This window comes from Actinoplanes oryzae (assembly GCF_030757795.1).
GTDB lineage: Bacteria > Actinomycetota > Actinomycetes > Mycobacteriales > Micromonosporaceae > Actinoplanes.
Window position 1 is genome coordinate 17,845 of the sequence record NZ_JAUQWH010000038.1, and the last position, 23,212, is coordinate 41,056.

General features: G+C 70.7%; 12 protein-coding genes. 7 read left to right on the top strand and 5 right to left on the bottom strand.

Translation table 11 applies throughout. The features are described 5' to 3' along the window. Positions 1–31: 31 nt before the first annotated feature. The gene (locus RBH18_RS15285) at positions 32–3,514 is read left to right on the top strand and encodes a tetratricopeptide repeat protein (protein ID WP_306208157.1); all 3,483 of its coding nucleotides are present in this window, start codon (positions 32–34) and stop codon (positions 3,512–3,514) included. A gap of 4 nt (positions 3,515–3,518) precedes the next feature. On the opposite strand, the gene RBH18_RS15290 is transcribed toward RBH18_RS15285, so the two are convergent. Then, positions 3,519–4,091, bottom strand: a complete 573-nt coding sequence (locus tag RBH18_RS15290; RefSeq protein ID WP_306208159.1) for a helix-turn-helix domain-containing protein — start codon at positions 4,089–4,091, stop codon at positions 3,519–3,521. A 273-nt stretch (positions 4,092–4,364) separates the two neighbouring features. Between RBH18_RS15290 and RBH18_RS15295 the strand changes: the two genes are divergently transcribed. After that, the gene (locus RBH18_RS15295) at positions 4,365–4,775 is read left to right on the top strand and encodes a hypothetical protein (RefSeq protein ID WP_306208161.1); all 411 of its coding nucleotides are present in this window, start codon (positions 4,365–4,367) and stop codon (positions 4,773–4,775) included. Between the two features lie 73 nt (positions 4,776–4,848). On the opposite strand, the gene RBH18_RS15300 is transcribed toward RBH18_RS15295, so the two are convergent. Both RBH18_RS15300 and RBH18_RS15305 read right to left on the bottom strand, forming a co-directional pair. Further along, positions 4,849–5,076 (bottom strand): hypothetical protein, encoded by a 228-nt coding sequence (locus tag RBH18_RS15300; RefSeq protein WP_306208163.1) that lies wholly within the window; start codon positions 5,074–5,076, stop codon positions 4,849–4,851. Positions 5,077–5,226: 150 nt separating this feature from the next. After that, positions 5,227–5,658, bottom strand: a complete 432-nt coding sequence (locus RBH18_RS15305; protein WP_306208165.1) for a winged helix-turn-helix transcriptional regulator — start codon at positions 5,656–5,658, stop codon at positions 5,227–5,229. Between the two features lie 118 nt (positions 5,659–5,776). Here RBH18_RS15305 and RBH18_RS15310 point away from each other — a divergent pair, with 118 nt between their 5' ends. The 5 genes from RBH18_RS15310 to RBH18_RS15330 all read left to right on the top strand — a co-directional run bounded on the left by RBH18_RS15310 (position 5,777) and on the right by RBH18_RS15330 (position 20,589). Continuing rightward, complete coding sequence (locus RBH18_RS15310; protein WP_306208167.1) at positions 5,777–6,670, top strand: alpha/beta hydrolase; 894 nt, start codon at positions 5,777–5,779, stop codon at positions 6,668–6,670. A gap of 136 nt (positions 6,671–6,806) precedes the next feature. Further along, complete coding sequence (locus RBH18_RS15315) at positions 6,807–12,200, top strand: ATP-binding protein (protein WP_306208169.1); 5,394 nt, start codon at positions 6,807–6,809, stop codon at positions 12,198–12,200. A 429-nt stretch (positions 12,201–12,629) separates the two neighbouring features. Next, the gene (locus tag RBH18_RS15320; protein ID WP_306208171.1) at positions 12,630–19,121 is read left to right on the top strand and encodes a golvesin C-terminal-like domain-containing protein; all 6,492 of its coding nucleotides are present in this window, start codon (positions 12,630–12,632) and stop codon (positions 19,119–19,121) included. Between the two features lie 21 nt (positions 19,122–19,142). Beyond that, complete coding sequence (locus RBH18_RS15325; protein WP_306208173.1) at positions 19,143–19,535, top strand: hypothetical protein; 393 nt, start codon at positions 19,143–19,145, stop codon at positions 19,533–19,535. A 10-nt stretch (positions 19,536–19,545) separates the two neighbouring features. After that, a complete protein-coding gene (locus tag RBH18_RS15330) occupies positions 19,546–20,589 on the top strand; it encodes a YncE family protein (RefSeq protein ID WP_306208176.1) in 1,044 nt (347 codons plus the stop codon). Positions 20,590–20,706: 117 nt separating this feature from the next. Here the strand turns inward: RBH18_RS15330 and RBH18_RS15335 are convergent, their stop codons facing one another. Beyond that, positions 20,707–22,407, bottom strand: a complete 1,701-nt coding sequence (locus RBH18_RS15335; RefSeq protein WP_306208177.1) for a dihydroxy-acid dehydratase — start codon at positions 22,405–22,407, stop codon at positions 20,707–20,709. Continuing rightward, positions 22,404–23,189: an SAM-dependent methyltransferase gene (locus RBH18_RS15340; RefSeq protein WP_306208179.1), complete on the bottom strand. Its 786-nt coding sequence runs from the start codon at positions 23,187–23,189 to the stop codon at positions 22,404–22,406. The genes RBH18_RS15335 and RBH18_RS15340 overlap by 4 nt, the downstream gene beginning before the upstream one ends. Positions 23,190–23,212 lie beyond the last annotated feature (23 nt).

The window sequence follows — 23,212 nt, forward strand, 5'->3', positions numbered from 1 at the left end:
GCGGCGGTCAACTCCTCGTCCGGAGGTCAGGATGACCGATGATGCCCCTCTCGATGCGGCGCTGCGCAAGCTCCTGCTGCGTTTCCCTCGCGTCCGCGAGATGCTCGAGGTCTGGTGTCAGGACTCGCTGCGGATCGAGTTGGTCGAGGAGTTGACCGACGGGCGGACGGAGGCCGTCGTCGCTCTCGTGAAGATGTCCGACCGGACCGGCCATGAACCGCGGCGGCTGATCATGAAGTATCTGCCGCCCAGGCGGCGCACCCGGCTGGACTTCGACAAGCTCGTCCGGGCCAGGCAAGAAGCACCCGAGCAGTTCCGGGAACGCCTCGTCGAGGTCCGCTACGATCGGCCGGTTGCGATAGACACGGACTCCACCGTGCTGTTCATGGACTATCCGTTGCTCAGGCGGCACGACCCGGCTGCTCTGACGTCTCTTCTGCGCGACGCTGCCCTCGGAAAGACCTGTCACGTCGTCCTTCACGCATTGTTCGAGGAGTGGAACGGCCGGGAGCAGAGACGGGTGGAGGAGATGCCCGCCGACGTCTATCTGCAACGCATAGCGCAGTGGACCTGCGAACCGCGTGGCCAGCTTTACGAGCGGCTCCGGAAGAACCGAAGCAAGCTTCTCGAACTCGACTGCGACACGCTGCCCGGTGACAACGGCTCACTGCCGAACCCCGTACATCTGACTCGATTCGGTGGCGATCTGATCGGCCGGCCGATGCAGGTCTTCCGGGGACGCACTCACGGCGACCTGCACACGGACAACATTCTCGTCGCGGCGACGGGAGCACGCGGCGGCGCCGACTTCCGGCTGATCGATCTCAGCTCGTACGATCCCGACGGCTTTCTGGCCTACGACGCCGCCTATCTGATCTGCTCGATCCTCGCTCACCGCATGGCCGACCTTCCCGAGGACAGCGGCCCACTGATCCGCCTGATGACCGGTGACCCGAAGCGGTCGGCCGCCGCTTTCCCGCACGACGTGCGTGACGCGGTTCGCCGCATCGGCCAGACCTGTCGCGAGTCGGCCCCGCCGCCCGGCTGGAGCCTGAAGCACTGGTATCCCAATCTGCTCCTGGCAATCACGGGGTGCGCGCTCATCTATGCCGGCCGCGAGTTGCCGGCAGGGGACAAAGCGCTGCCCTGGTTCATCGAATTCGCCGCCCGAGCCGCGAAGGCAGCACTGTCATTTCTGCCGGACCCGGTCGGCCGAGACACGCCGGTCAGCGGCCCTGCTCCTTGGGAGCAGCTGATCGACCGAGCGAATTTCCGCATCCTCGTGCTCTCCGGCAGGGAAGGGATCGGTAAGACCTACGCGCTGCAACGTCGCCTCGAGAAACTGCGGACGACCGATGCGGACTTCACCGTCCGGTGGATCGACCTCGAGACGGAGCCTAGTTTCGGTGCCGCCGACCTGGTGGCAATTCTGCAGGACAAGATCAGACCGGAGAAAGGCGCCCCGGCGCGCGCCTACGGCCGGGAGAGCGATCTCCTCCTGGGCCGGCTCGACGCACTGCTCGACGCGCTGGGGAACCGCCGGGTCGTCGTAGCGATCGACTGCGCCGACCGGCTGATCGACGACTCAGGAACCATGCGGGACTGGCACTTGAACGAGGCACTGCAACTGCTATCCGAACGCACTGACCACGCTGTGTCGATCATCCTCATCAGTCGCACGGCGCTGTCGCTGGACAGGCAAGGCTGGTTCGGAGTTGCAGAGATTCACACGTTCGACGACGGCATGACAGTCGAGCAGCTCAAGAGCTTCTGCACAGCGGTGGATCGCTCGGGTGTCTATCGCCCCTCCGAGGACGACAAAGCTTGGACCGACCTCCGCGACCGGTTCGACGGCAACCCCCGGACCGGAGAGCTGGCGTTCGCTCTCCTGGATCTCGTGGAGTCCGGTTTCGCCGATATTCGCGACGTGGCCGCGATGCTGGCCGAAGCCGAGCCGCAGGACTCGATCGGCGCCCTCTTCGAGGCCCTTGTGCCTCGCCTGACAGAGCTCGAACAACGCATTCTGCTCGCCCTCGCCGTGTATCGGATACCCGTTGACGTGGATGCGGTTCATGCGGTCACCGGACTCCGATATGCAGGACCGAGCGTCGGACATGCGCTCCGGAGACTCGCCTCCAGACGCGTCATCCGCCACGTGGGCGAACGCTATTACCTGTGCTACCCCGACGACGAGCGGGTGATCGGCTGTCTGGGTGGTGAGGACGCGCGGTACGAATTCGGCCTGCGAGCCGACGCGTATCTGGCGAGCCTGCCGGAGGACCGGATCGAAGGGCTGCGCGACCTCTGGGCATATCGCGCGCGTATCGACATCCTCATCGCCTGCGGCGAGTTCACCCAAGTGAACGGGGTCATGCGCTACATCGACGGAACGTATTTATCGAGGTGGGGTTACAGCTGGTTACTCATCGGCCATCGGGAACAGCTGCGTGACCATCTCGACGATGCACGTGAGCAACGGGACAACCTGCATTGGCTGGGCAAGCAGTACACCGATGTCGGCCGGCTTATCGAAGCTCAGGAGTGCTACCAAGCGGCGATCGACATGACCGACATGGACAACGAGTTGTCAGCGCCGAAGCGTCTCCTCAACAACATGGCTCGCATCCATTTTCGGCGCCGGAGGACCGCCGAAGCCATCACGACCTACCGGCAGGCGCTGTCCCTGGCCCGTCGGTACAACGACGCGCCAGCGGAGGTCAAGACGCTCGAGGGCCTGGCAGACTGTCGGCGCCGGCTCGGAGGCATCACCCTTGGCGACAAATACCTGGAACGAGCGCTACGCCTGGCGAGCGGCGACGAAGTCTTCCCGCTTCAGCTCAAGATGGCACGGCGTGACGTCGAGTCCGGGCGACTGTGGGACGCCGAGTGTCGCCTCGTCCGCGCGGGCAAGCTGTTGCAGGAAAGCGACGATCCGGCCGGTGCATGCACGCTTCTCGACATCGATGCCGACCTCAAGCTGGCCCGCGGCCGTGATGATCTGGCCCTCGCCCAGGCTCACCGGGCCGCCTCTCTCGCCGGCAGAGTAGGCGATCCCCACGTCGTCGTGCAGGCCCGCACCACGCTGGCCGTCGTTCACCTGCGTCACGGGCGGCTCCAGGAGGCCCGCCGGGAGATCGAGGCAGCGCACCGGCGCCGGGCCGAGGGCGACTCCTTGCTGGTGCTCGCCGTCCGGGGGATCGTGCACCATCTCCTGGCGGAGCATGACATCGCGAAGGACGACTTCGGCCGGCTGCGCAACGAGGCCTTCACCCGCCGGGAGCGGGAGGACAAGGACTTCGGCGCCTGGGATTTCGAGGGCATCGCCATCTGTGGCTTGTTCCTGTACGGCAAGGCCGTCCTGCCCTCGGCGCAATCCGCCTTCGACACGGCTCGCCGGATCTGCCGGCCGGCGGGACTCGTCAAGCAACTCGAGGACCTCATCGAGATCCTCGACGCGGGGTCGGGACGACTCATTCCCGGCATCACGGCCGCCGGATCCGGTCCGACCGGCTGACCGGTCAGCCACGCAACCAGCCGCGCTCGTTGGCGTGTATCAACGCCTCTGTGCGGGAGCGCACGCCCAGCCGCCGGTACAGGCCTTGGAGCAGCCGGAACATCGCCCGCTCCGAGTAACCGACCTGATTCGCCAGCGCGGCGACCGTCGAACCACCGGCGAGGGTTCGCAACCAGGCGAGCTGCTCCGGTGGCGGCCGATCGTCATCGGCCGGGTCGTCGGGCTCGGAAGCGAGTCTCCGCAACACTCCGAGCGGCAGGGTCACGTCGCCTGACACCAGACCGGTGACGAGGTGGAGCAGCCGCTCGGGGGAAGCCGACCGGTCGACCACCGAGACTGCACCGGCCCGGACGGCCGCCGCCCCACCGGCATCGGTCGGTGCCGTCAGCATCGCGACGACCAGGTGGCTCCGGCCGATGTCGGCAAGCGCCGTCAATGTAGTCCAATCGGCTTCGGCGTCCACCGTCAGCAGCACTGTGGCGTGCCGATGACGACGAGCCCAGTCGAGGACGTCGGCCGGAGCCTCCGCCTGATGCCCGATGCCGGCAAGCAACGACACGATGCCATAGCGGTACATGGGCAGAGGATCGACGACAGCCACCCGCACGCTCAGCCACCACTCCCATCACCCCGCCGCAACCGCTCCGATCATCGAGCGACCACGCCGCCTCAGGAAGTGCGAGTCGCAATATGGCGTGGATATGACGTCAGCATCGCGCCAAATCGCGAGCGCAAAGTGCTCATAAGATCACTGTAGGTATAAGAAGTCATGGACCTGCCCAGGCGGGCCGTCTTAGCGTCGGCGGCAGACCGGCCGGCAATCGGCCGATACTTCCTCAGGGGCGGCCCCATGCTGTATGACGACGACCAGAGCGGCCCGTCTTACTCACCGCTCGACAACAACGACGACAGATACGCGAACACACCCGAGGTCGATCCCGAACTCCTCGCGCCGTTCGGCAATATCGACCGCATCCTCATCGTTCTCGCGATTGCCAGGCGCGCCCACGACATCAGCGGCTCCTTCAAGGCGGACCAGGTCTTGGGGAACGCCCACCTGCGAGCGGACGAGCCGAGCGGCGAGTCTGCCCTCGCCGAGTTGCGCGGGACCGGCGAGATCAAGGTGAAGCGCTACGGAGACGATTATTACCTGGCCATCACCGAGCAAGGCGTCAAGCATGTTGACACTGTGACCGACGGACGCCTTCGCGAGGACCGTTCAGCCGAACGCCCGGATTCCGGCTTCGAAAGGGGTTTCTGAGAACGGCGGCCGGGCCGGCTCCTCCCTTCGCCGGCCGGCCGAAACCCTAAAATGGATACGCAAGCCGTTCAACTCAGCCGCCCATGGCCACCGCGTGGGCCCAGCCGGCGCCGAGCACCAGCCATTCCTGCCGCTCCGTGGCGAAGGTGAGCGTCCTGTCGGCCCGGCTGTCACCGAAGCCGAAGGAGCACCTCTCGGCAGGGGCCGCCGGCACGCTGCCGGACTCCAGCAGCCCGAAGTCGTCCAGAGTGAGCGCCGCCGGCCCCGGCGCCGGATCCACCAGGAGCTCCACAGTCACCATGGGCTTTAGCGCAGACCGACGTCGTCGCGGTCACCGTCTGCGGCGTTACCCAGAAGTCGCCGCCGGCCAATGTCCCATGACCCTCGCCGTCCACGCCTGCCCCTACGACATCGACCCAACGACGGGGACGAATGCCAGGACACGGCCGTGTCAGGCGACGCGGGCGTCGTGCTTGGCGCGGTGGGCGAGGACCTCGTCCATGTGGTCCTGGGCCCAGGTCTTGATGCCGCTCATCATGTCGCGCAGGGACAGGCCCAGCTCGGTCAGCTCGTACGTGACCGTCACCGGCACGGTGGGCTCGACGGTGCGGGTGACGAGGCCGTCGCGTTCCAGCGAGCGGAGCGTCTGGGTGAGCATCTTCTGGCTGACGCCGGCCAGCAGGCGGGACAGCTCGGAGTAGCGCAGCGGCCCGGGCTCGCCGGGGCCGCTGCCCGGGCGCCAGCCGGCGAGGGCGGTGACGATCAGGGTCACCCACTTGTCGGAGAGGCGCTCGAGCAGCTTGCGGCTCGGGCACTGGGCGAGGAAGGCGTCGTACTCCGCCTTGGCCTGGGCGCGCCTCTGCGCCGCTGTCGTTGTCGCCACGGGTGCCTCCTGCGGAGAAGGGGGGTGCCTTACGAACCTGAAAGTGCCTACTTCCCGCCAGGAAGTTACCCCACGAGAGTGGAGCGGCAAGGATGGATCATCGGACAGGAGACACGCCATGAGCCGTGCCCAGCGGGCCGCTCTCGACACCATGGTGCGCAGTTCGCCGGCCCCGGCCGCCGCGTCGATCGAGGAGGCGCGGGCGGGCTACGAGGCCTTCCTGGCGACTTTCCCGGTGCCGGACGGCATCAGCGGGGCGACCGTGCGGCTCGGGGGCAGGCCGGCCCTGGAGGTGACGCCGGACGCCGGGGGCCGGGGCGGGACCATTCTGTTCTTCCACGGCGGCGCCTGGGTGCAGGGGTCGCCGGCGGGCTATCTCAGCCTCGTCGGCAACCTGGTCGCCGGGACGGGCGTGCGGGCGCTGGCCGTCGACTACCGGCTGGCGCCGGAGCATCCGTTTCCCGCGGCGGTCGAGGACACGCTGGCCGCGTACCGGGGGCTGCTCGATCGGGGCACGGACCCGGCGGCGGTCGTCTTCGCCGGGGACTCCGCCGGGGGCGGCCTGACCGTCACCACGGCGCTCGCCGCGAAACGGGCCGGGCTGCCGCTGCCCGCCGGGCTCGTCGCCTTCTCCCCCGGCTTCGACGTCACGTGGTCGGGGGCGAGCATGACCGAGCGGGCGGCGGCGGACCCGATCTTCACGCGGGAGGCACTGGTCTCGATCGTCGCGCCGTACCTCGGGGCGGCCGATCCGGTGCAGGAGCTGCTCAGCCCGGCGCTGACCGGCGACCTGGGCGGGCTGCCGCCGATGCTGCTGCAGGTCGGGGGCAACGAGGTGCTGCTCGACGACTCGGTGCGGCTGGCCGCGCGGGCACGGGCGGCGGATGTCGACGTGGTGCTCGACTTCGTGGCCGGGGTGCCGCACGTGTTCCAGCTGCACACGCGGGCGCTCGACGAGGCTCGGGCCGCGCTGGAGCGAGCCGCGCTCTTCGTACGGCAATGCCTGGGGTGAGGCAGAGCCACCAACGTCTTTGTAGGTTTCCTACAAAGCCGCCCGGCTGGCCCGCGCTGTGGTGGACATGGCGCGGGGCGCCGGGAGGAGGAAAGGTGGACAACAGATCGTTCCGCCTTCAGGAGGGCCAGTTCTGGTGTTCAGCCGTGTCGCCATCGTCAACCGCGGTGAGGCCGCCGTCCGGCTCATCCACGCCGTGCGGGATCTTGCCGCGGAGACCGGACAGCCGATCGAGACCGTCGCCCTGTACACCGACGTCGACCGGACGGCCACGTTCGTGCGCGAGGCCGATCTCGCCGTCGACCTGGGGCCCGCGTCCGCCCGGCCGTACCTGGACCTGAAGGTCCTGGAGCACGCGCTGGTCGAGTCCGGCGCGGACGCCGCGTGGGTCGGCTGGGGCTTCGTCGCCGAGGATCCGGCGTTCGCCGAGCTGTGCGAGAAGATCGGCATCACCTTCGTCGGGCCCAGCGCCGACGCCATGCGCAAGCTCGGCGACAAGATCGGCGCGAAGCTGATCGCCGAGGAGGTCGGGGTCCCCGTCGCGCCGTGGAGCCGCGGGGCGGTCGAGAGCCTGGAGGCGGCCACGGAGGCGGCGGCCGGGATCGGCTACCCGCTGATGCTCAAGGCCACGGCCGGCGGCGGCGGGCGCGGCATCCGGGTCATCCGCAGCGCGGACGAGCTGGCCGACGCGTACGAGCGGACCTCCCAGGAGGCGGCACGCGCCTTCGGCAGCGGCATCGTCTTCCTGGAGCGCCTGGTCACCGGCGCCCGGCACGTCGAGGTGCAGGTCATCGCCGACGGTCAGGGCACGGCGTGGGCGCTGGGCGTGCGCGACTGCTCCGTGCAGCGGCGCAACCAGAAGGTCATCGAGGAGTCCGCGTCGCCGGTGCTCCCGCCGAACCGGATCACCGAGCTCAAGGAGTCGGCCGAGCGGCTGGCCGTGCGCGTGGGCTACCGGGGCGCGGCGACCGTCGAGTTCCTCTACCACCCCGGCGAGGACCTGCTGGCGTTCCTCGAGGTCAACACCCGGCTGCAGGTCGAGCACCCGATCACCGAGTCGACCACCGGCTTCGACCTGGTCAAGGCGCAGCTGCACGTGGCCTCGGGCAACCGGCTCGAGGGCACGCCGCCGGCCGAGCGCGGGCACGCCGTCGAGGCGCGGCTCAACGCCGAGGACCCGGACCGCGACTTCGCCCCCTCCCCCGGCCGCATCGTGCGCCTGGACCTGCCCGCCGGCCCCGGCATCCGGGTCGACACCGGCGTGAGCGAGGGCGACACGATCCCCGCCGACTTCGACTCGATGATCGCCAAGATCATCGCGTACGGGGCCGACCGGGAGGAGGCGCTCGCCCGCCTGCGCCGCGCGATGGCCGAGACCACGGTCATCATCGAGGGCGGCGCGACCAACAAGAGCTTCGTGCTCGACCTGCTCGACCAGCCCGAGGTGATCGACGGCAGCGCCGACACGGGCTGGATCGACCGGGTGCGCGCCGAGGGCCGCCTGGTCAGCCACCGCCACTCGGCCGTCGCGCTGGCGGCCGCGGCGATCGAGGCGTACGAGGAGGAGGAGCGCGCCGAGCGGCAGCGCCTGCTCTCCACCGCGTTCGGCGGCCGCCCACAGGTGCAGCACCGCAGCGGCACGCCGCTCGACCTCAAGCTGCGCGGCGCGAGCTACCGCATCCGGGTCGCCCGGGTCGGCGCCCACCGGTTCCGGGTCGGCATCGAGGCGGGCGGCGAGATGGCCACCGCCGACGTCGAGCTCGACCGGTACGACACGCACACCGGCCAGATCACCGTCAACGGCAGCCGCCACCGGCTGCTCACCGGCACGCACGGCCCGATCCACCTGGTCGAGGTCGACGGCGTCACGCACCGGGTCAGCCGGGACGAGGGCGGCGTGCTGCGCTCCCCGATGCCCGCGCTGGTCGTGGCCACGCCGCTCGCCGTGGGCGCGGAGGTCGAGGCCGGGGCCCCGGTGCTCGTCCTCGAAGCCATGAAGATGGAGAACGTCCTGCGCGCGCCCTTCCGCGCCCGGCTCAAGGAGCTGGTCGTCGCGGTGGGCACCCAGGTCGAGAGCGGCGCCCCGCTGCTGCGGCTCGAGCCGCTCGGCGACGGCGCCGAGGCGGAGCAGGCGGCGGGCGAGGCGGTCGAGCTGGACCTGCCCGCGCCCCGGTCCCCCGGGCGTGAACAGCTCTCCCGCGGCCTCGAGGACCTGCGCAGCCTGCTGCTCGGCTACGACGTCGACCCGGTCGACGAGCGCCGGGTGCTGGCGGGCTATCTCGCCGCCCGGGGCCCTCAGCGGCCGCTGGAGGGCGAGCTGGAGCTGCTCTCGCTCTTCGCCGACCTGGCCGAGCTGAGCCGCAACCGGCCCGCCGGCGAGGACGCCGCGAGCGACACGCACGTGCACAGCGCCCGCGAGTTCTTCCACACCTACCTGCAGAGCCTCGACGTCGAGCGCGCCGGGCTCCCGGCGTCGTTCCAGGCCAAGCTGACCAAGGTGCTGCGGCACTACGGCGTGACCGAGCTGGAGCGCTCGGCCGCCCTCGAGTCGGCCGTGTTCCGCATCTTCCTGGCCCAGCAGCGCTCCGCCGCCGACGTCCGGATCGTGACGACGGTGCTGCGCACCTGGCTGACGGAGGCGCCGCCGGAGGACGCTCTGCGCGAGCCGACCGGTCTCGCGCTGGAGCGCCTGGTCGCCGCGACGCAGGTGCGCTTCCCGGTGGTGGCCGATCTCGCGCGGGGCGTCGTCTTCGCGTGGTTCGCCCAGCCGCTGCTGCGCCGCGAGCGCGCCCGCGTGTACGCCGACGTGCGCCGCCACCTGCGGCACCTGGACGCGGACCCGCAGGCCGCGGACCGGGGCGACCGCATCGCCGAGATGGTCCGCAGCACCGAGCCGCTGGTCCGGCTGCTCGGGCAGCGGCTCCTGCGGGCCGACCTGGACAACACGGTCATGCTCGAGGTGCTCAACCGCCGCTACTACGGCAACAAGAGCCTGACCGCGCTGCGCACGACCGATCGGTTCGTGGTGGCCGAGCGCACGGACGGGACCATCGTCTCCGCGGCGGTGCGCTTCGACGAGCTGGGCAGCGCGCTCGACGGGCTGGCCGCCTTCGGGGACGCGGTCGCCGCCGACATCTACGTGGCGTGGGAGAACCAGTCGGAGGACTTCGACGCCATGGCCGCCGCCCTCCAGGAGGTGCTGCGGGCGCACCCGGCCGGGGCCGGCCGGATCACGTTCACCGTGGCCGGCCGCAACGGCGCGGTGATGCACCACCACTTCACGTTCCGCGACGGCGTCGAGGACCGGCTCATCCGGGGCATCCACCCGTACATCGCGCAGCGCATGCAGCTGGAGCGCTGGCGCAAGTTCGACCTCACCCGGCTGCGCGCGGCCGACGAGGAGGTCTACCTCTTCCAGGCCGTCGCGCAGGGCAACCCGTCCGACGACCGGCTCGTCGCCTTCGCCCAGGTCCGCGACCTGACCGAGCTGCGCGAGCAGGACGGCCGCCTGGTCGCCCTGCCCACCGCCGAGGACACGATCGCGACCTGCCTCGACTCCATCCGCCGTGCGCAGGCGCGCCGGGCGTCGAAGCAGAGGTTCAACACCAACCGCATCGTCCTGTACGTGTGGCCGCCCATCGACATCACCCAGGAGGAAGTGGAGACGCTCGCCGCCCGGGTGCTCCCGACGACGGCCGGCGCGGGTCTCGAGGAGATCCAGTTCATCGCCCGCCGCCGGGACCGCGGCACGGGTGCCCTGGTGAAGACGTCGGTGCGGATCGCGCTCGGCGTCACGGGCGGCGCGGAGGTCACGTTCGGCGAGCTGACCGACGAGCCCGTCGAGCCGCTGGACGACTACCGGCTCAAGGTGCTGCGGGCGGCGGCGCGCAACACCGTCTACCCGTACGAGCTGACGGGGTTGCTCGGGTCCTTCCGCGAGTACGACCTCGCCGCCTCGGGGGTCCTGGAGCCCGTCGACCGGCCCAAGGGGCAGAACAAGGCGGCCATCGTCGCCGGCGTGGTGACGACCCCGACCGCGCGGCACCCGGAGGGCATCACGCGCGTGGTGCTGCTCGGCGACCCGACCAAGGCGCTCGGCGCGCTGTCCGAGCCGGAGTGCCGCCGCGTGATCGCCGCGCTGGACCTGGCCGAGCAGATGCGCGTGCCGCTGGAGTGGTACGCGCTGTCCGCCGGCGCCCGGATCTCCATGGAGTCCGGCACCGAGAACATGGACTGGGTGGCCGCCGCGCTCAAGCGGATCGTCGAGTTCACCCAGGACGGCGGCGAGATCAACATCGTGGTCGCGGGCATCAACGTGGGCGCCCAGCCCTACTGGAACGCCGAGGCCACGATGCTCATGCACACCAAGGGCATCCTGGTCATGACGCCCGACTCGGCGATGGTGCTGACGGGCAAGCAGTCGCTCGACTTCTCCGGCGGCGTGTCGGCCGAGGACAACTTCGGCATCGGCGGCTACGACCGGGTGATGGGGCCGAACGGGCAGGCGCAGTACTGGGCGCCCACGCTGCCGGCGGCGCGCGACGTGCTCATGGCCTACTACGAGCACTCGTACGTGGTCCCGGGCGAGTCCGGTCCGCGGCGCACGACCACGTCCGACCCGGTCGACCGGGACATCTCGGACTTCCCGCACGCGACCGGGGACTTCACCACGGTCGGGCAGATCTTCTCGGCGGCGCACAACCCCGACCGGAAGAAGCCGTTCGACATCCGGACGGTCATGCGGGCCGTGTCCGACCAGGACTTCCCGGTGCTGGAGCGCTGGGCGGGCATGGCGGACGCGGAGACGGCGGCGGTGCAGGACGTGCACCTCGGCGGCATCCCGGTCACGCTGCTGGGCATCGAGTCGCGGTCGGTGCCGCGGCGCGGGTTCCCGCCCACCGACGGCCCGGACACGTACACGGCGGGCACGCTCTTCCCCCGCTCGTCGAAGAAGGCCGCCCGCGCCATCAACGCGGCCTCGGGCAACCGCCCGCTGGTCGTGCTGGCCAACCTCTCCGGCTTCGACGGCTCCCCCGAGTCGATGCGCAAGCTGCAGCTGGAGTACGGCGCCGAGATCGGCCGGGCGATCGTCAACTTCCGCGGCCCGATCGTCTTCTGCGTGATCTCGCGCTACCACGGCGGCGCGTTCGTCGTCTTCTCCAAGGCGCTCAACCCGGCCATGACAGTGCTGGCGCTGGAGGGCTCCTTCGCCTCGGTGCTGGGCGGCGCCCCGGCCGCGGCGGTCGTCTTCTCCGGCGACGTCAAGGCCCGGACGGCGGCGGACCCGCGGATCCGGGAGCTGGAGGCGCGTGTGGCCGCGGCGACCGGCACCGAGAAGGCCGGGCTCTCCGCGGAGCTGGACGAGCTGCGCGGCTCGGTGCGCGCCGAGAAGCTGGGTGAGGTCGCCGCCGAGTTCGACCGCATTCACAACATCCAGCGCGCGGTCGAGGTCGGCTCGGTCGACGCGGTGATCAGTGCCGCCGAGCTCCGGCCGAAGATCATCGAGGCCATCGAGGCGCGCCTGCGCTGATTGCGCCTTTATGACATAAAGACGACCCGGCGGCTGCCGGGTCGTCTTTTTTGATGGCCGTCGAAGGCCTGCATGCTGCACGAACTTTTGTCGCCCCGAATCACAAGACCCTCTTCACATGGTGAATACCTCTGCACTCATAGAGTTCAATGCGTTGAGGCCCCGTTAATGTCCAAGCTTGCCGCGCGGGGGCGCGGCTCGACGGGGGATCACGGGGAGGTCTGCACCGGCTGATCAGCAGCCGGCAGCTCGCGGCTCGCGAGGCTCAGGACGCTCGGCCACGCACGCATCCGCTCCAGGAATGCGTGTGGATAAACGTTTCCTCATTCGCCGATTATCACGTCGGCGCCATTGACGCGCGCGCCCACGGCAATTTATCGCCGGCGGTGACGCGGCACTGTGGCGCGTCGACAGAAAGGTACGAATGACGTGGGGCTCTATCGAAAGATCATAGCGTTCGCCACCATACCCGTGACGGTCGCCGCGCTCGGCTCGCACCCGCGCGCGGTCTCGGCCGCACCCGCGGCGCCGGCCCGGGCACCGGCCGGCGATGTCCGGCCCGCCGCGGCATCCTGTGCACCGGGCACCACCCCGGTCGCCGCCGTGCTCCGGCAGGCACCGGCGGCCCGGGCCCTGCGGGTGGCCGCGACGGCGGCTACCGCCCCGGCCTACTCCGCGCCCGACGCGCCGCGCCGCATGATCCCCGGCGACGAATACCTGGTCCGGGTGACCGTGGTCAACCCGACGGCGCAGGTGCTGCCCGCGGCGACGTACGTCCTGTCGTACCGGTGGGCGCTGGCCGACGGCAAGGACGCCACCGAGAACGGCAACCGGCTCGAGACGGCCCTGCCCGCCGACCTCGCCCCCGGCGCGAGCGTCACTGTCGACGCGCGGGTGAAGGCGCCGGAGCGCGCCGACATCGGCAACAGCCGGGAACAGTTCCTGCTGCGCTGGGACCTGCGTGACCGGATCGCGCGCACGTGGCTCTCCGACACCGCCGGCGTACCGTTCCTCGAGCAGCCGGTCACCGTGGAACACCCCACCTCCGACCAGCTCGGCCTGGAGAACTTCTACCACTACGCCGGCGGGGGCACCGGCGCCGGCTCGCAGCTGCTGGTCAACCAGTTCTCCGGCAACGCCGTGTTCGACTACGCCCCGATCTCGAACCCCAGCCGCGGCCTGGCCACGTTCGTCCGGCTGGCCTACAACAGCCAGGACAGCTCCAACTCCTACCTCGGCTACGGCTGGTCGCTGTCCACCTCGACGCTGCACCGGCTGGGGTCGCCGCTGCAGTTCGACGGGCCCGGCGACAAGCCGGCGCAGGTGACGCTCGTCGACGGCGACGGCACCGGGCACATCTTCGAGCGCAACGCGGCCGGCGGCTACGACAGCCCGGCCGGGGTCAACCTGCTGCTGCAGCGCACCACCGGCACCGACGACGCGCGGCGCTGGTCCATCACGTCGCCGGACCGCACGACGATGTTCTTCGACGCGCGTGGCCAGCAGAGCGTGAGCGTCGACCGCAACGGCAACGAACTGACGTTCCACTACGTGCAGGGTGTCATCAACAACCGCACCACCGCTGTGCTGACCCACCTGACCGACGCCACCGGCCGGCGCACGCTGACTCTCGACTACTACCAGCCGGGTGACAGCTACTCCTACTTCGACGGCACCGTCAAGAAGTCCGCCACCAGCCTGGCCAACGCCGCCATCACCTACCAGTTGCGCAGCGTCACCGATGTCTCCGGGCGGACGATCACGTTCACCTACACCACCGAGGGCCAGCTCGCCGAGGTCATCGACGGCGCGGGCTCGAACGAGCCCAAGGCGTTCGGCTTCTTCTACGACGCCACGCAGGGCGAGCGCAACACCAAGCTGGTTCGCGTCGTCGACCCGAACGGCAACGCGAGCAACGTCCGCTACCACGGCGCGACATCCGACGAGTTCCACCGCTGGCGCGTCGAGCGGTTCGGCGACCGGCTCGACCGCGGCACCACCTTCGCGTACGCCGACGCGGACGGCGCCGCGGGCTCGCGCGTCACCACCGTGGTGACCGACGCGAACGGCCATGCCACCACCTCGGGCCTCGACGGCTTCGGCCGTGCCGACAAGCTCGTCAACGCCAAGGGCGAGACCACCGAGATGGTGTGGGACGCCGACAACAACGTCGTACGGCTGCGCGAGGACAATCAGGCGCTGTCCACCTGGGTCTACGACCCGAAGACCGGATACCCGCTGGAGATCCGCGACGCCGAGGCGAACGCGCGCGACCTGCCGCCGGCCCGGCTGGAATACCGCACCGAGCTGAACGGCTTCGTCGCCGACCTGACCGGCAAGGTGTCGCCGGCGGGCCGCCGCTGGCAGTTCGTCCACGACGACCGCGGCAACCTGGTCGCGGTGACCGACCCGAAGGGCACGGCGACCGCGCAGGACGGCGACTTCACCAGCCGGTACGCGTACGACGAACTCGGCCATCTGGTCCGCACGACCGATGCCAACGGGCACACCACCGAGTACGCCGACTACGACGCCAACGGCTACCCGCGGCGCATCACCGACGCGCTGGGATGCGCGAGCTTCTTCACCTATGACGCGGCCGGCAACACCACGTCCACTGTCGACGCCCGCCGGATCACGCGGACGTTCACGTACGACATCTTCAAGCGGCCGCTGCTGACCCGGGTCCCGAAGGACCAGGCCGCCGGGCAGGTCATCGTGACGCCCGGGCCGAAGTACGACGCCAACGACAACATCATCCAGCTGACCAGCGCGAACGGCGCGGTGACGACCGCCAGGTACGACGAGCGTGACCAGGTCGTGTCGGTGTCCGCGCCGAAGGACACCCCCGGCGGGCCGGCCAAGACCAGCACGTCGGTGTACGACCCGGTCGGCAACCTGATCCGCCAGACCGAGGCCAAGGGCACGCTCACCACCGGCGACGACAACGACTTCGTCACCACGTACCGCTACGACGAGGTCGACCAGCTCATCGAGTCCGTCGACGCCGACGGCGGGCGCAGCACGGCCACCTACGACCGGGTCGGAAACCTGCTGACGGTGACCGACCCGAAGCGCAACGCCACGGCGGACCCGGACGACGTGACCAGCCGCTACACCTACGATCTCAACCGCCGGGTCACCGCCGTCACGGACGCGGCCGGGCACACCGCCCGAACCGCGTACGACAACGACGGGCTGGTCGTGTCGACCACCGACGAGGAGAACAACACCAGCACCGTCGTCCTGGACGAGCGCGGCATGCAGTCCGAGGTGCGTTCCGTGCACGCCGGCGGCCGGGTCTTCACCACCCGCTACCTCTACGACCAGGTCGGCAACCCGATCCGCACGGAGACCCCGCGCGGGGTGGAGACCACCGACGACCCGCACGACTTCGCCCAGTCGTACGTGTACGACGCGGTGAACCGGCTGGTCGAGGAGCATCTGCCGTTCGACACCGGCGATACCGGGGTGGGCACCCCGGACAAGATCTTCTACGGCTACGACGAGATCGGGCAGCTCACCGAGGTCAGCAACCCGCCCTCGGACGGCCAGTCGGTGCGCACCGTCACCCGCAACGCGTACTACGACAACGGCTGGCTGCGGCGCAGCACCGACCCGTTCGGCATCACCGCCAACTACGACTACAACGCGGTCGGCGAGCAGACCAACCGCACGCTCATCAGTGCGGGCGGCGCGTCCACCCGCACGATGACCTGGGACTATTTCCCGGACGGCAAGGTGCGGTCGCGGTCCGACGACGGCATCCCGGTCGGGCAGCACGCCGTGCTCGTCGACAACTCCGACCCGAACGACACCGAAGCCGCCGGGGCCTGGGACACGCTCACGTCCGACACCGGCTACGAGGGCTTCGACTACCGGGTCGCGGCCGCGGGCGCCCAGTCCTACAGCTGGAAGGCCGACATTCCGGCCGACGGCACCTACGAGGTCTTCGTACGATCGCCGCGCGGCACGGCCACCGACGCGAAGTACACCGTCGAACACAACGGCGGCAGCACCGAACGCACTGTCGACCAGTCGCAGCACGGCGGCGCCTGGGTGAGCCTGGGTCGCTACGCGTTCACCGAGGACAACCGCCGCACGATCACGCTGAGCGCCCAGGCCGACGGTCCGGTGGTGGCCGACGCGGTGCGCCTGATCCGCGACAACAGCGGCGAGGCGGACACCGAGAAGAAGACGTTCACCCACGAGTACGACCCGAACGGCAACCTCACCGCGCTGCTCGACACCAGCTCCGGCGCCCGTGTCGACCGGTACGCCGTGGCCTACGACGAGCTGAACCGGGCCACCAGCGTCGAGGAGCGCGACGGCGGCACCGTGCGCAACACGACGCGCTACAGCTACGACCCGAACGGCAACCTCCTCGACTGGCGCCACGACGACCAGCGGGCGACCTTCGCCTACGACGATCCGCGCGACCTGGTCACCAAGGTGGTCAACGCGGCGGCCGACGGCGGCGACGCGCGGACGAGCACGTTCGACTACACCGCGCGCGGGCACATCCGCCGGCAGGTCAAGCCGAACGGCAACACGGTCGACTTCACCTACTACGCCGACGGGCTGCTGCGCACCCAGGTGGAGAAGAAGTCCGGCGGCACCGTGGTCAACCAGCACGAGCTGGAATACAACGCCAACTCGCACAAGACCAGGGACACCGCCCACGTGCAGAACGCCGACAACAAGTCGGCGTTCCTCGACAACGTCTTCACCTACGACTACGACCCGCGCGACCGGATCCGCAAGGTCACCAAGACCGGCAACGACGCGTCGGCCGAGACGTACGAGCACGACGCGAACAGCAACGTGATCCGCCAGGTCGTGGAGGACAAGACCTCGACCTTCCGGTACGACCGCAACCGGCTGGCCTCCTCCACCGCCGACGGCGAGACGTTCCAGTACGCCTACGACCCGTTCGGCCGGCTCAGCAAGGTGAGCAGCGGCGGCGAGCAGACCGAACGCCACGTCTACGACGGCTTCGACCGCGTGTCCGAGCACCGCCAGGGCACCGGCGCGGCCGCGGTCACCACCAGGTACGCGTACGACCCGCTCGACCGTACGGTCACCCGCACCTCGAAGGCCGGCAGCGGCGACGCGAAGACCACGCAGCTCGACTATCTCGGCCTGTCCGAGCAGGTGCTCACCGAGCGCGTCGACGGCGACGTGCGCAAGTCCTACCAGTACTCCCCGCTCGGCGAGCTGCTCAGCCAGATCAGCACCCCGGCCACCGGCGAGCGGGAGCAGTCCTACTACGGCTACAACACCAAGTCCGACGTCGAGAGCCTCACCGACGAGGACGGCGACAACCGTTCCACGTACGGCTACACGGCGTACGGCAGCGACGACACCGCCTCGTTCACCGGCGTCGACAAGCCCGACCCGGCCAACCCGGACGCCGAGCCGGACAACGTCTACCGGTTCAACACCAAGCGCCTCGACCCGGCGTCGGGCACCTACGACATGGGCTTCCGCGACTACAGCCCGGCGCAGAACAGGTTCCTCACGCTCGACCTCTACAACGGCGCGCTCGCGGATCTGAGCCTCAGCACCAACCCGTACACGATGAACCGCTATTCGTTCGGCGGCGGCAACCCGATCTCGATGATCGACCTCGACGGGCACTGGCCGTCGTGGAGCGACATCGGGCACGGCGCCCTGGACGTGGTCGGCCTGGTCCCGGTCGTCGGAGAGGTCGCCGACCTGGCCAACGGCGCCTGGTACGCCGCCGAGGGGAACTACGTCGACGCCGCCCTGTCGTTCTCGTCCGCGATCCCGCTGGTCGGCTATGGCGCGACGGCGGTCAAGGCCGGCAAGTACGCCGCCAAGGGCATCGACGCGGTGCAGACCGGCACGAAAGCCGTCGACGACGTGGCGACCGCCGGGCGCAAGGCACCGGACGTCGCGCCGCCGCCCGCGAAGACCGGCCCGGACGTGCCGGCAGCGCCCGGCAAGCCGGCCGGCGGCGCCCCGGCCGGGGGTGCCCCACCGGCGAAGACCGGCGGCGCCCCACCCGCCCCGAAACAGCCCGCGGCACCGGCCGCTCCGCCGAAGGCGCCGGAAGCCCCGAAGGCCCCCGACGCGGCCGGTGGCGCCAGCTGCCCGCTGCCGAACAGCTTCGCCCCCGGCACGGCGGTGGTGCTGGCCGACGGCACCAGCAAGCCCATCGAGCAGATCCGCACCGGCGACAAGGTGCTGTCCACCGACCCGGTGACCGGGCGCACCGAGGCCCGGGCGGTCACCGCCACCATCACCGGACAGGGCGTCAAGAAGCTCGTCGAGGTCGCCATCGACACCGACGGTGCGCGCGGCCCCGCCGTCGCCACGGTGATCGCCACCGCCGGCCACCCGTTCTGGGTGGACGACCAGGGCCGCTGGGTCGACGCCGGCGACCTGGCCCGCGGCGACTGGACGCGCACCGGCCGCGGCGACATGGCCCGGGTGGTGTCGATCCGCGAGTGGACGGCACCGCAGCGGGTGCACAACCTCACGGTCGACGGCCTGCACACGTACTACGTGCTGGCCGGGGACACACCGGTGCTGGTCCACAACGCCAACCCGGCGCGCAAGTGCGAGCTGTTGTCGCCCGGCCCGTTCGCCCAGGCCTCCGTGCCGGCGTCCCGGTTCGGTCAGGTCACCGACGCCGAGCAGCGGGTCATCAACGTGCTGGGCGACCTGTTCGGCTGCCACCACTGCGGCGCCCGGGTCTCCGGTCTGCCGAACGGCAACTGGATCGGCGACCACATGCCGGTGACGTCGCTGGTCCGGCCCGGCACACCGCAACGGCTGTTCCCGCACTGTGACGCCTGCCGCGCCAGCCAGGGCGGCGTCGCGAGCCAGGTCGTGCAGGGCCGCGCGCCGGGCATGCGGCGGTTGCCCTCCGGCCTGTACGTCCCGAGACGGTGAGGGGCCGCGACAATGCTGACCATGGCCAGAAAACTTGCGAGCTTCACGATCGGCTATCCGCACGGCATCGTGGTGATCAGCGACCACGACGGATCGGATCCCGCCCCGCTGTGGGAGGACGGGGATCCGTCGGCAATCGTCTCGGCGTCGCCGGGCACCGTGATGGTCAAGGTGCGCAACGCGGTCGTCGGCCCGGTCACCGTGGACATCTGGAACGGCACCGACGCACCGGTCATCGGTCAGCGGTGTTTCGACGGCCACGTGCGGATCGCCTACGGGCGGCTCAGCGTCGCCGACGCCGAGGACACGAGCCGCATCGTGGTGGGGGCGGGCCCGGGCCCCGTACCGGTGCAGATCTTCGTCGAACCGTGGTCGTTCGCCGGCCACGTGACGGTCGTACTCGATACCGACTGAGGGGGAAGCAATGCACAGGATCACCAGGAGGGTGCTGGCCGGCATCGCCGGCGCGGCCGCGGCCACGGCGGTGCTGACCGCGCCGTCGCCCGCCCGGGCCGCGTCCGGCAGCCTGCCGCTGCCCAACTACGGCGACATCGCGGTCGACGACGTCCACCAGCGGGTGTTCGTCAGCGGCGGCCCGACCACCAACGGCGTCGTGGTCACCGACTTCTCCGGCAAGGTGAAGAAGAGCATCAACGGTCAGTCCGGCGCCACCGGCCTGGCGCTGTCCGCCGACAGCAAGAGCCTGTACGTCGCGCTGGCCTCCGGCGACGCCATCTCGGTCATCGACACGACGACGCTCGCCGAGACCGCCCGGTTCCCGGTCGGCTCGCAGTTGTGCCCGACGCACCTGGCCCGTACGGGCTCGGTGATCTGGTTCGGCTACGGCTGCGACAGCGACTGGACGGGCAAGATCGGCAAACTCGACACGGCGCTGACCCCACCGGCCGTCACCCTCGACCAGCAGGGTGACGCCCTCTTCCAGCGGGCACCGTTGCTCGCCTCCGTCACCGCCGACGCAGGTCCTCTGGTGGCGGGTCAGCTGTCGCTCAGCCTGTCCACCGTCCGGGTGTTCACCGTGTCCGGCGGAGCGCTGAGCGCCGGAGCCACCGGTGACGTGGTCGGCGCCGGCCTCGCCGACATCAGCGTGGCCCCCGACGCGGCGACGTTCTACACGGCGTCGGGCTCCCGTGACCACGCCGAGGCATTCGCTCCTGGCGACCTGTCCCGCCGCGGCGCGTACCCGACCGGCTTCCGGCCCGACGCGGTGGCCGTCTCACCCGACAACGCCTTCCTGGCCATCGGCCGCACCACCGGCGGAGCGGACGACGTCTTCGTCTACGAGGACGGCGGATCGGTCCCGGTCAACGCGTTCGACCTGGACTCCGGCGACCTGGTGGCCCCGCGCGGGGTCGCCTGGTCCGGTGACCGGAAACGCCTGTTCGTCATCGCCCAGACCGCCACCGACCCCGCACCCCAGCTCGAGATCATCTCCCACCCGGCGTCCTGACCCCGTGTCCCCGTGCCGCCGCCCCGGACGGGCGGCGGCACCGGGCGCGCCGCCGACGGCCGGCCGGCCGTTGACCGGGAAATGGGGCAGGGCACCGCACGGCGCCGGGCCCATGCCTCAGTGGGATTCGCGGGGCACCTCGGAGCCGGTGGCACCGCGGAGAAAGTCGAGGTCGGCGCCGGTGTCGGCCTGGGTGACGGTGTCGACGTAGAGGCGCTCCCAGCCGCGGACCGGGGCGGCGAAGGCCCGCACGGCCTCGGGCGCCGGCTCGCGGTCGAGGAAGCCGGGATCGTCCACGTCGAGGCGGCGGTTGGCGACGTCCAGGGTGATGTAGTCGCCCGTGCGGACCTTGGCGAGGGGGCCACCGGCGGCGGCCTCCGGGGCGACGTGCAGGACCACCGTGCCGTACGCGGTGCCGCTCATCCGCCCGTCGCAGATGCGGACCATGTCGCGGACGCCCAGCGCCAGCAGCTTGGCGGGCAGCGGCAGGTTGGCGACCTCGGGCATGCCCGGGTAGCCGCGCGGGCCGCAGCCGCGCAGGATCAGCACCGAGTCGGCGGTGACCGGCAGGTCCGGGTCGTCGAGGCGGGCGTGCAGGTCCTCGACGGAGTCGAAGACGACGGCCGGACCGCGGTGGCTGAGCAGCCGGGGAGACGCGGCGGCCGGCTTGATGACGGCACCGGAGGGGGCGAGGTTGCCGTAGAGGACGGCGATGCCGGCGTGCGGTTGCAGCGGCTCGGCGCGAGGGCGGATCACCTCGCGGTCGTGGACGCGGGCGTCGCCGAGGTGCTCGATCAGCGGGCGGCCGGTGACGGTCAGCGCGGTGGGGTCCAGCAGGTCACGGATCTCGGCGAGGACGGCGTGCAGGCCGCCGGCGCGGTAGAAGTCGTCCATCAGGAAGCGGCCCGCCGGGAGCAGGTCCACGAGCAGGGGCACGCCGGCGCCGGCGCGGTCGAAGTCGTCCTGCGTCAGGTCGATGCCGAGACGGCCGGCGATCGCGAGCAGGTGGACGACGGCGTTGGTGGATCCGCCCAGGGCGGCGAGGGCGACGATCGCGTTGAGGAACGAGCCACGGGACAGGACCCGGCTCGGCCGGACCTCCTTCTCCACCAGTTCGACCGCGAGGACACCGGTGGCGTGCGCGGCCTCCAGCAGCCGGCTGTCCGGGGCCGGGGTGCCCGCGACCCCGGGCAGCGTCATGCCGAGGACCTCCGCGAGCAGGCCCATCGTGGAGGCCGTACCCATGGTGTTGCAATGGCCCTTGCTCCTGATCATCGAGGACTCGGAGCGCTGGAACTCGGCCGCGCTCAGGGTGCCGGCGCGCACCTCCTCGGAGAGCTTCCAGACGTCGGTGCCGCAGCCGAGGGGCACGCCGCGGAAGGTGCCGGTCAGCATCGGCCCGCCGGGCACGACCACCGCGGGCAGGTCGACCGACGCGGCGCCCATGAGCAGCGCGGGGATCGTCTTGTCGCAGCCGCCGAGCAGGACGACGCCGTCGATCGGGTTGGCGCGCAGCATCTCCTCGATCGCCATCGCGGCCATGTTGCGCCACAGCATCGCGGTGGGGCGCACCTGGGTCTCGCCGAGCGACACCACCGGCAGGTTGAGAGCGATGCCGCCGGCCCGGGTGATGCCGTCGGCGACGCTGCGGGACACCTCGTCGAGATGGGCGTTGCACGGGGTGAGATCCGAGGCGGTGTTGGCGATCGCGATGTGCGGGCGGCCGTCGAAGGCGTCGGCGGGCAGGCCGCGGCGCATCCAGGCGCGGTGGATGTAGCTGTTGCGCAGGTCGCCCGCGTACCACTGAGCGCTCCTCATCGGCGGGCCACGGCTCCCAGGATCATCGGGCAGGGGACGACCTCGTCGTCGAGCTCGGGATGCCAGTCGCTGATCGGCACGACGCCGGGCAGCAGCGGGTCCCAGCCGTCGAGCAGGTCGGCGACCTGCTGCGGGCTGCGGACGAAGAACGGCAGCGGCGTCCGGCGGTAAAGGTCGCCCACGCCCTGGATCGCCTCGGTCGCGTCCTCCAGCAGCGTGCCGTGCGAGATCGCGACGTGGCTGCCGGGCGCCAGCCGGTCCCGCAGGCGGGCCACGAGCGCGCCCGGGTCGTCGGCGTCCGGGACGAAGTGCAGCACGGCGACGAGCAGCAGGCCGACCGGCTCGGCGAAGTCGATCACCCGGCGGACGTCCGGATCGTCGAGGATCTCGTCCGGCCGGCGCAGGTCGCCCCGGACGAACACCGCCGCCGGATCGTCCGCGAGCAGCCGCTGCCCGTGCAGGACGGCGACCGGATCGAGATCGACGTAGGCGACGCGCAGGTCCGGCACGATCTCGTGCACGTTGCCGACCGACGGGATGCCGGAGCCGATGTCCAGGAACTGCCGGATGCCGCGAGCGGCGAGGAAACGCACGGCCCGGCCCAGGTACGCGCGGTTGGCGTGGGCGAGCTCCGAGACGTTCGGGAACAGCTTCTCGGCCTCGCGCAGCATCTCCTCGTCGACCGGCAGGTGGTGCGTGCCGCCCAGGGCCGCGTCGTAGACGCGCGCGGCGTTCGGCACAGCCATGTCCACCTCGGCGGGAACCCATTCAGGACGATCCATCCCCTCACCATAGGGAGCTGTGG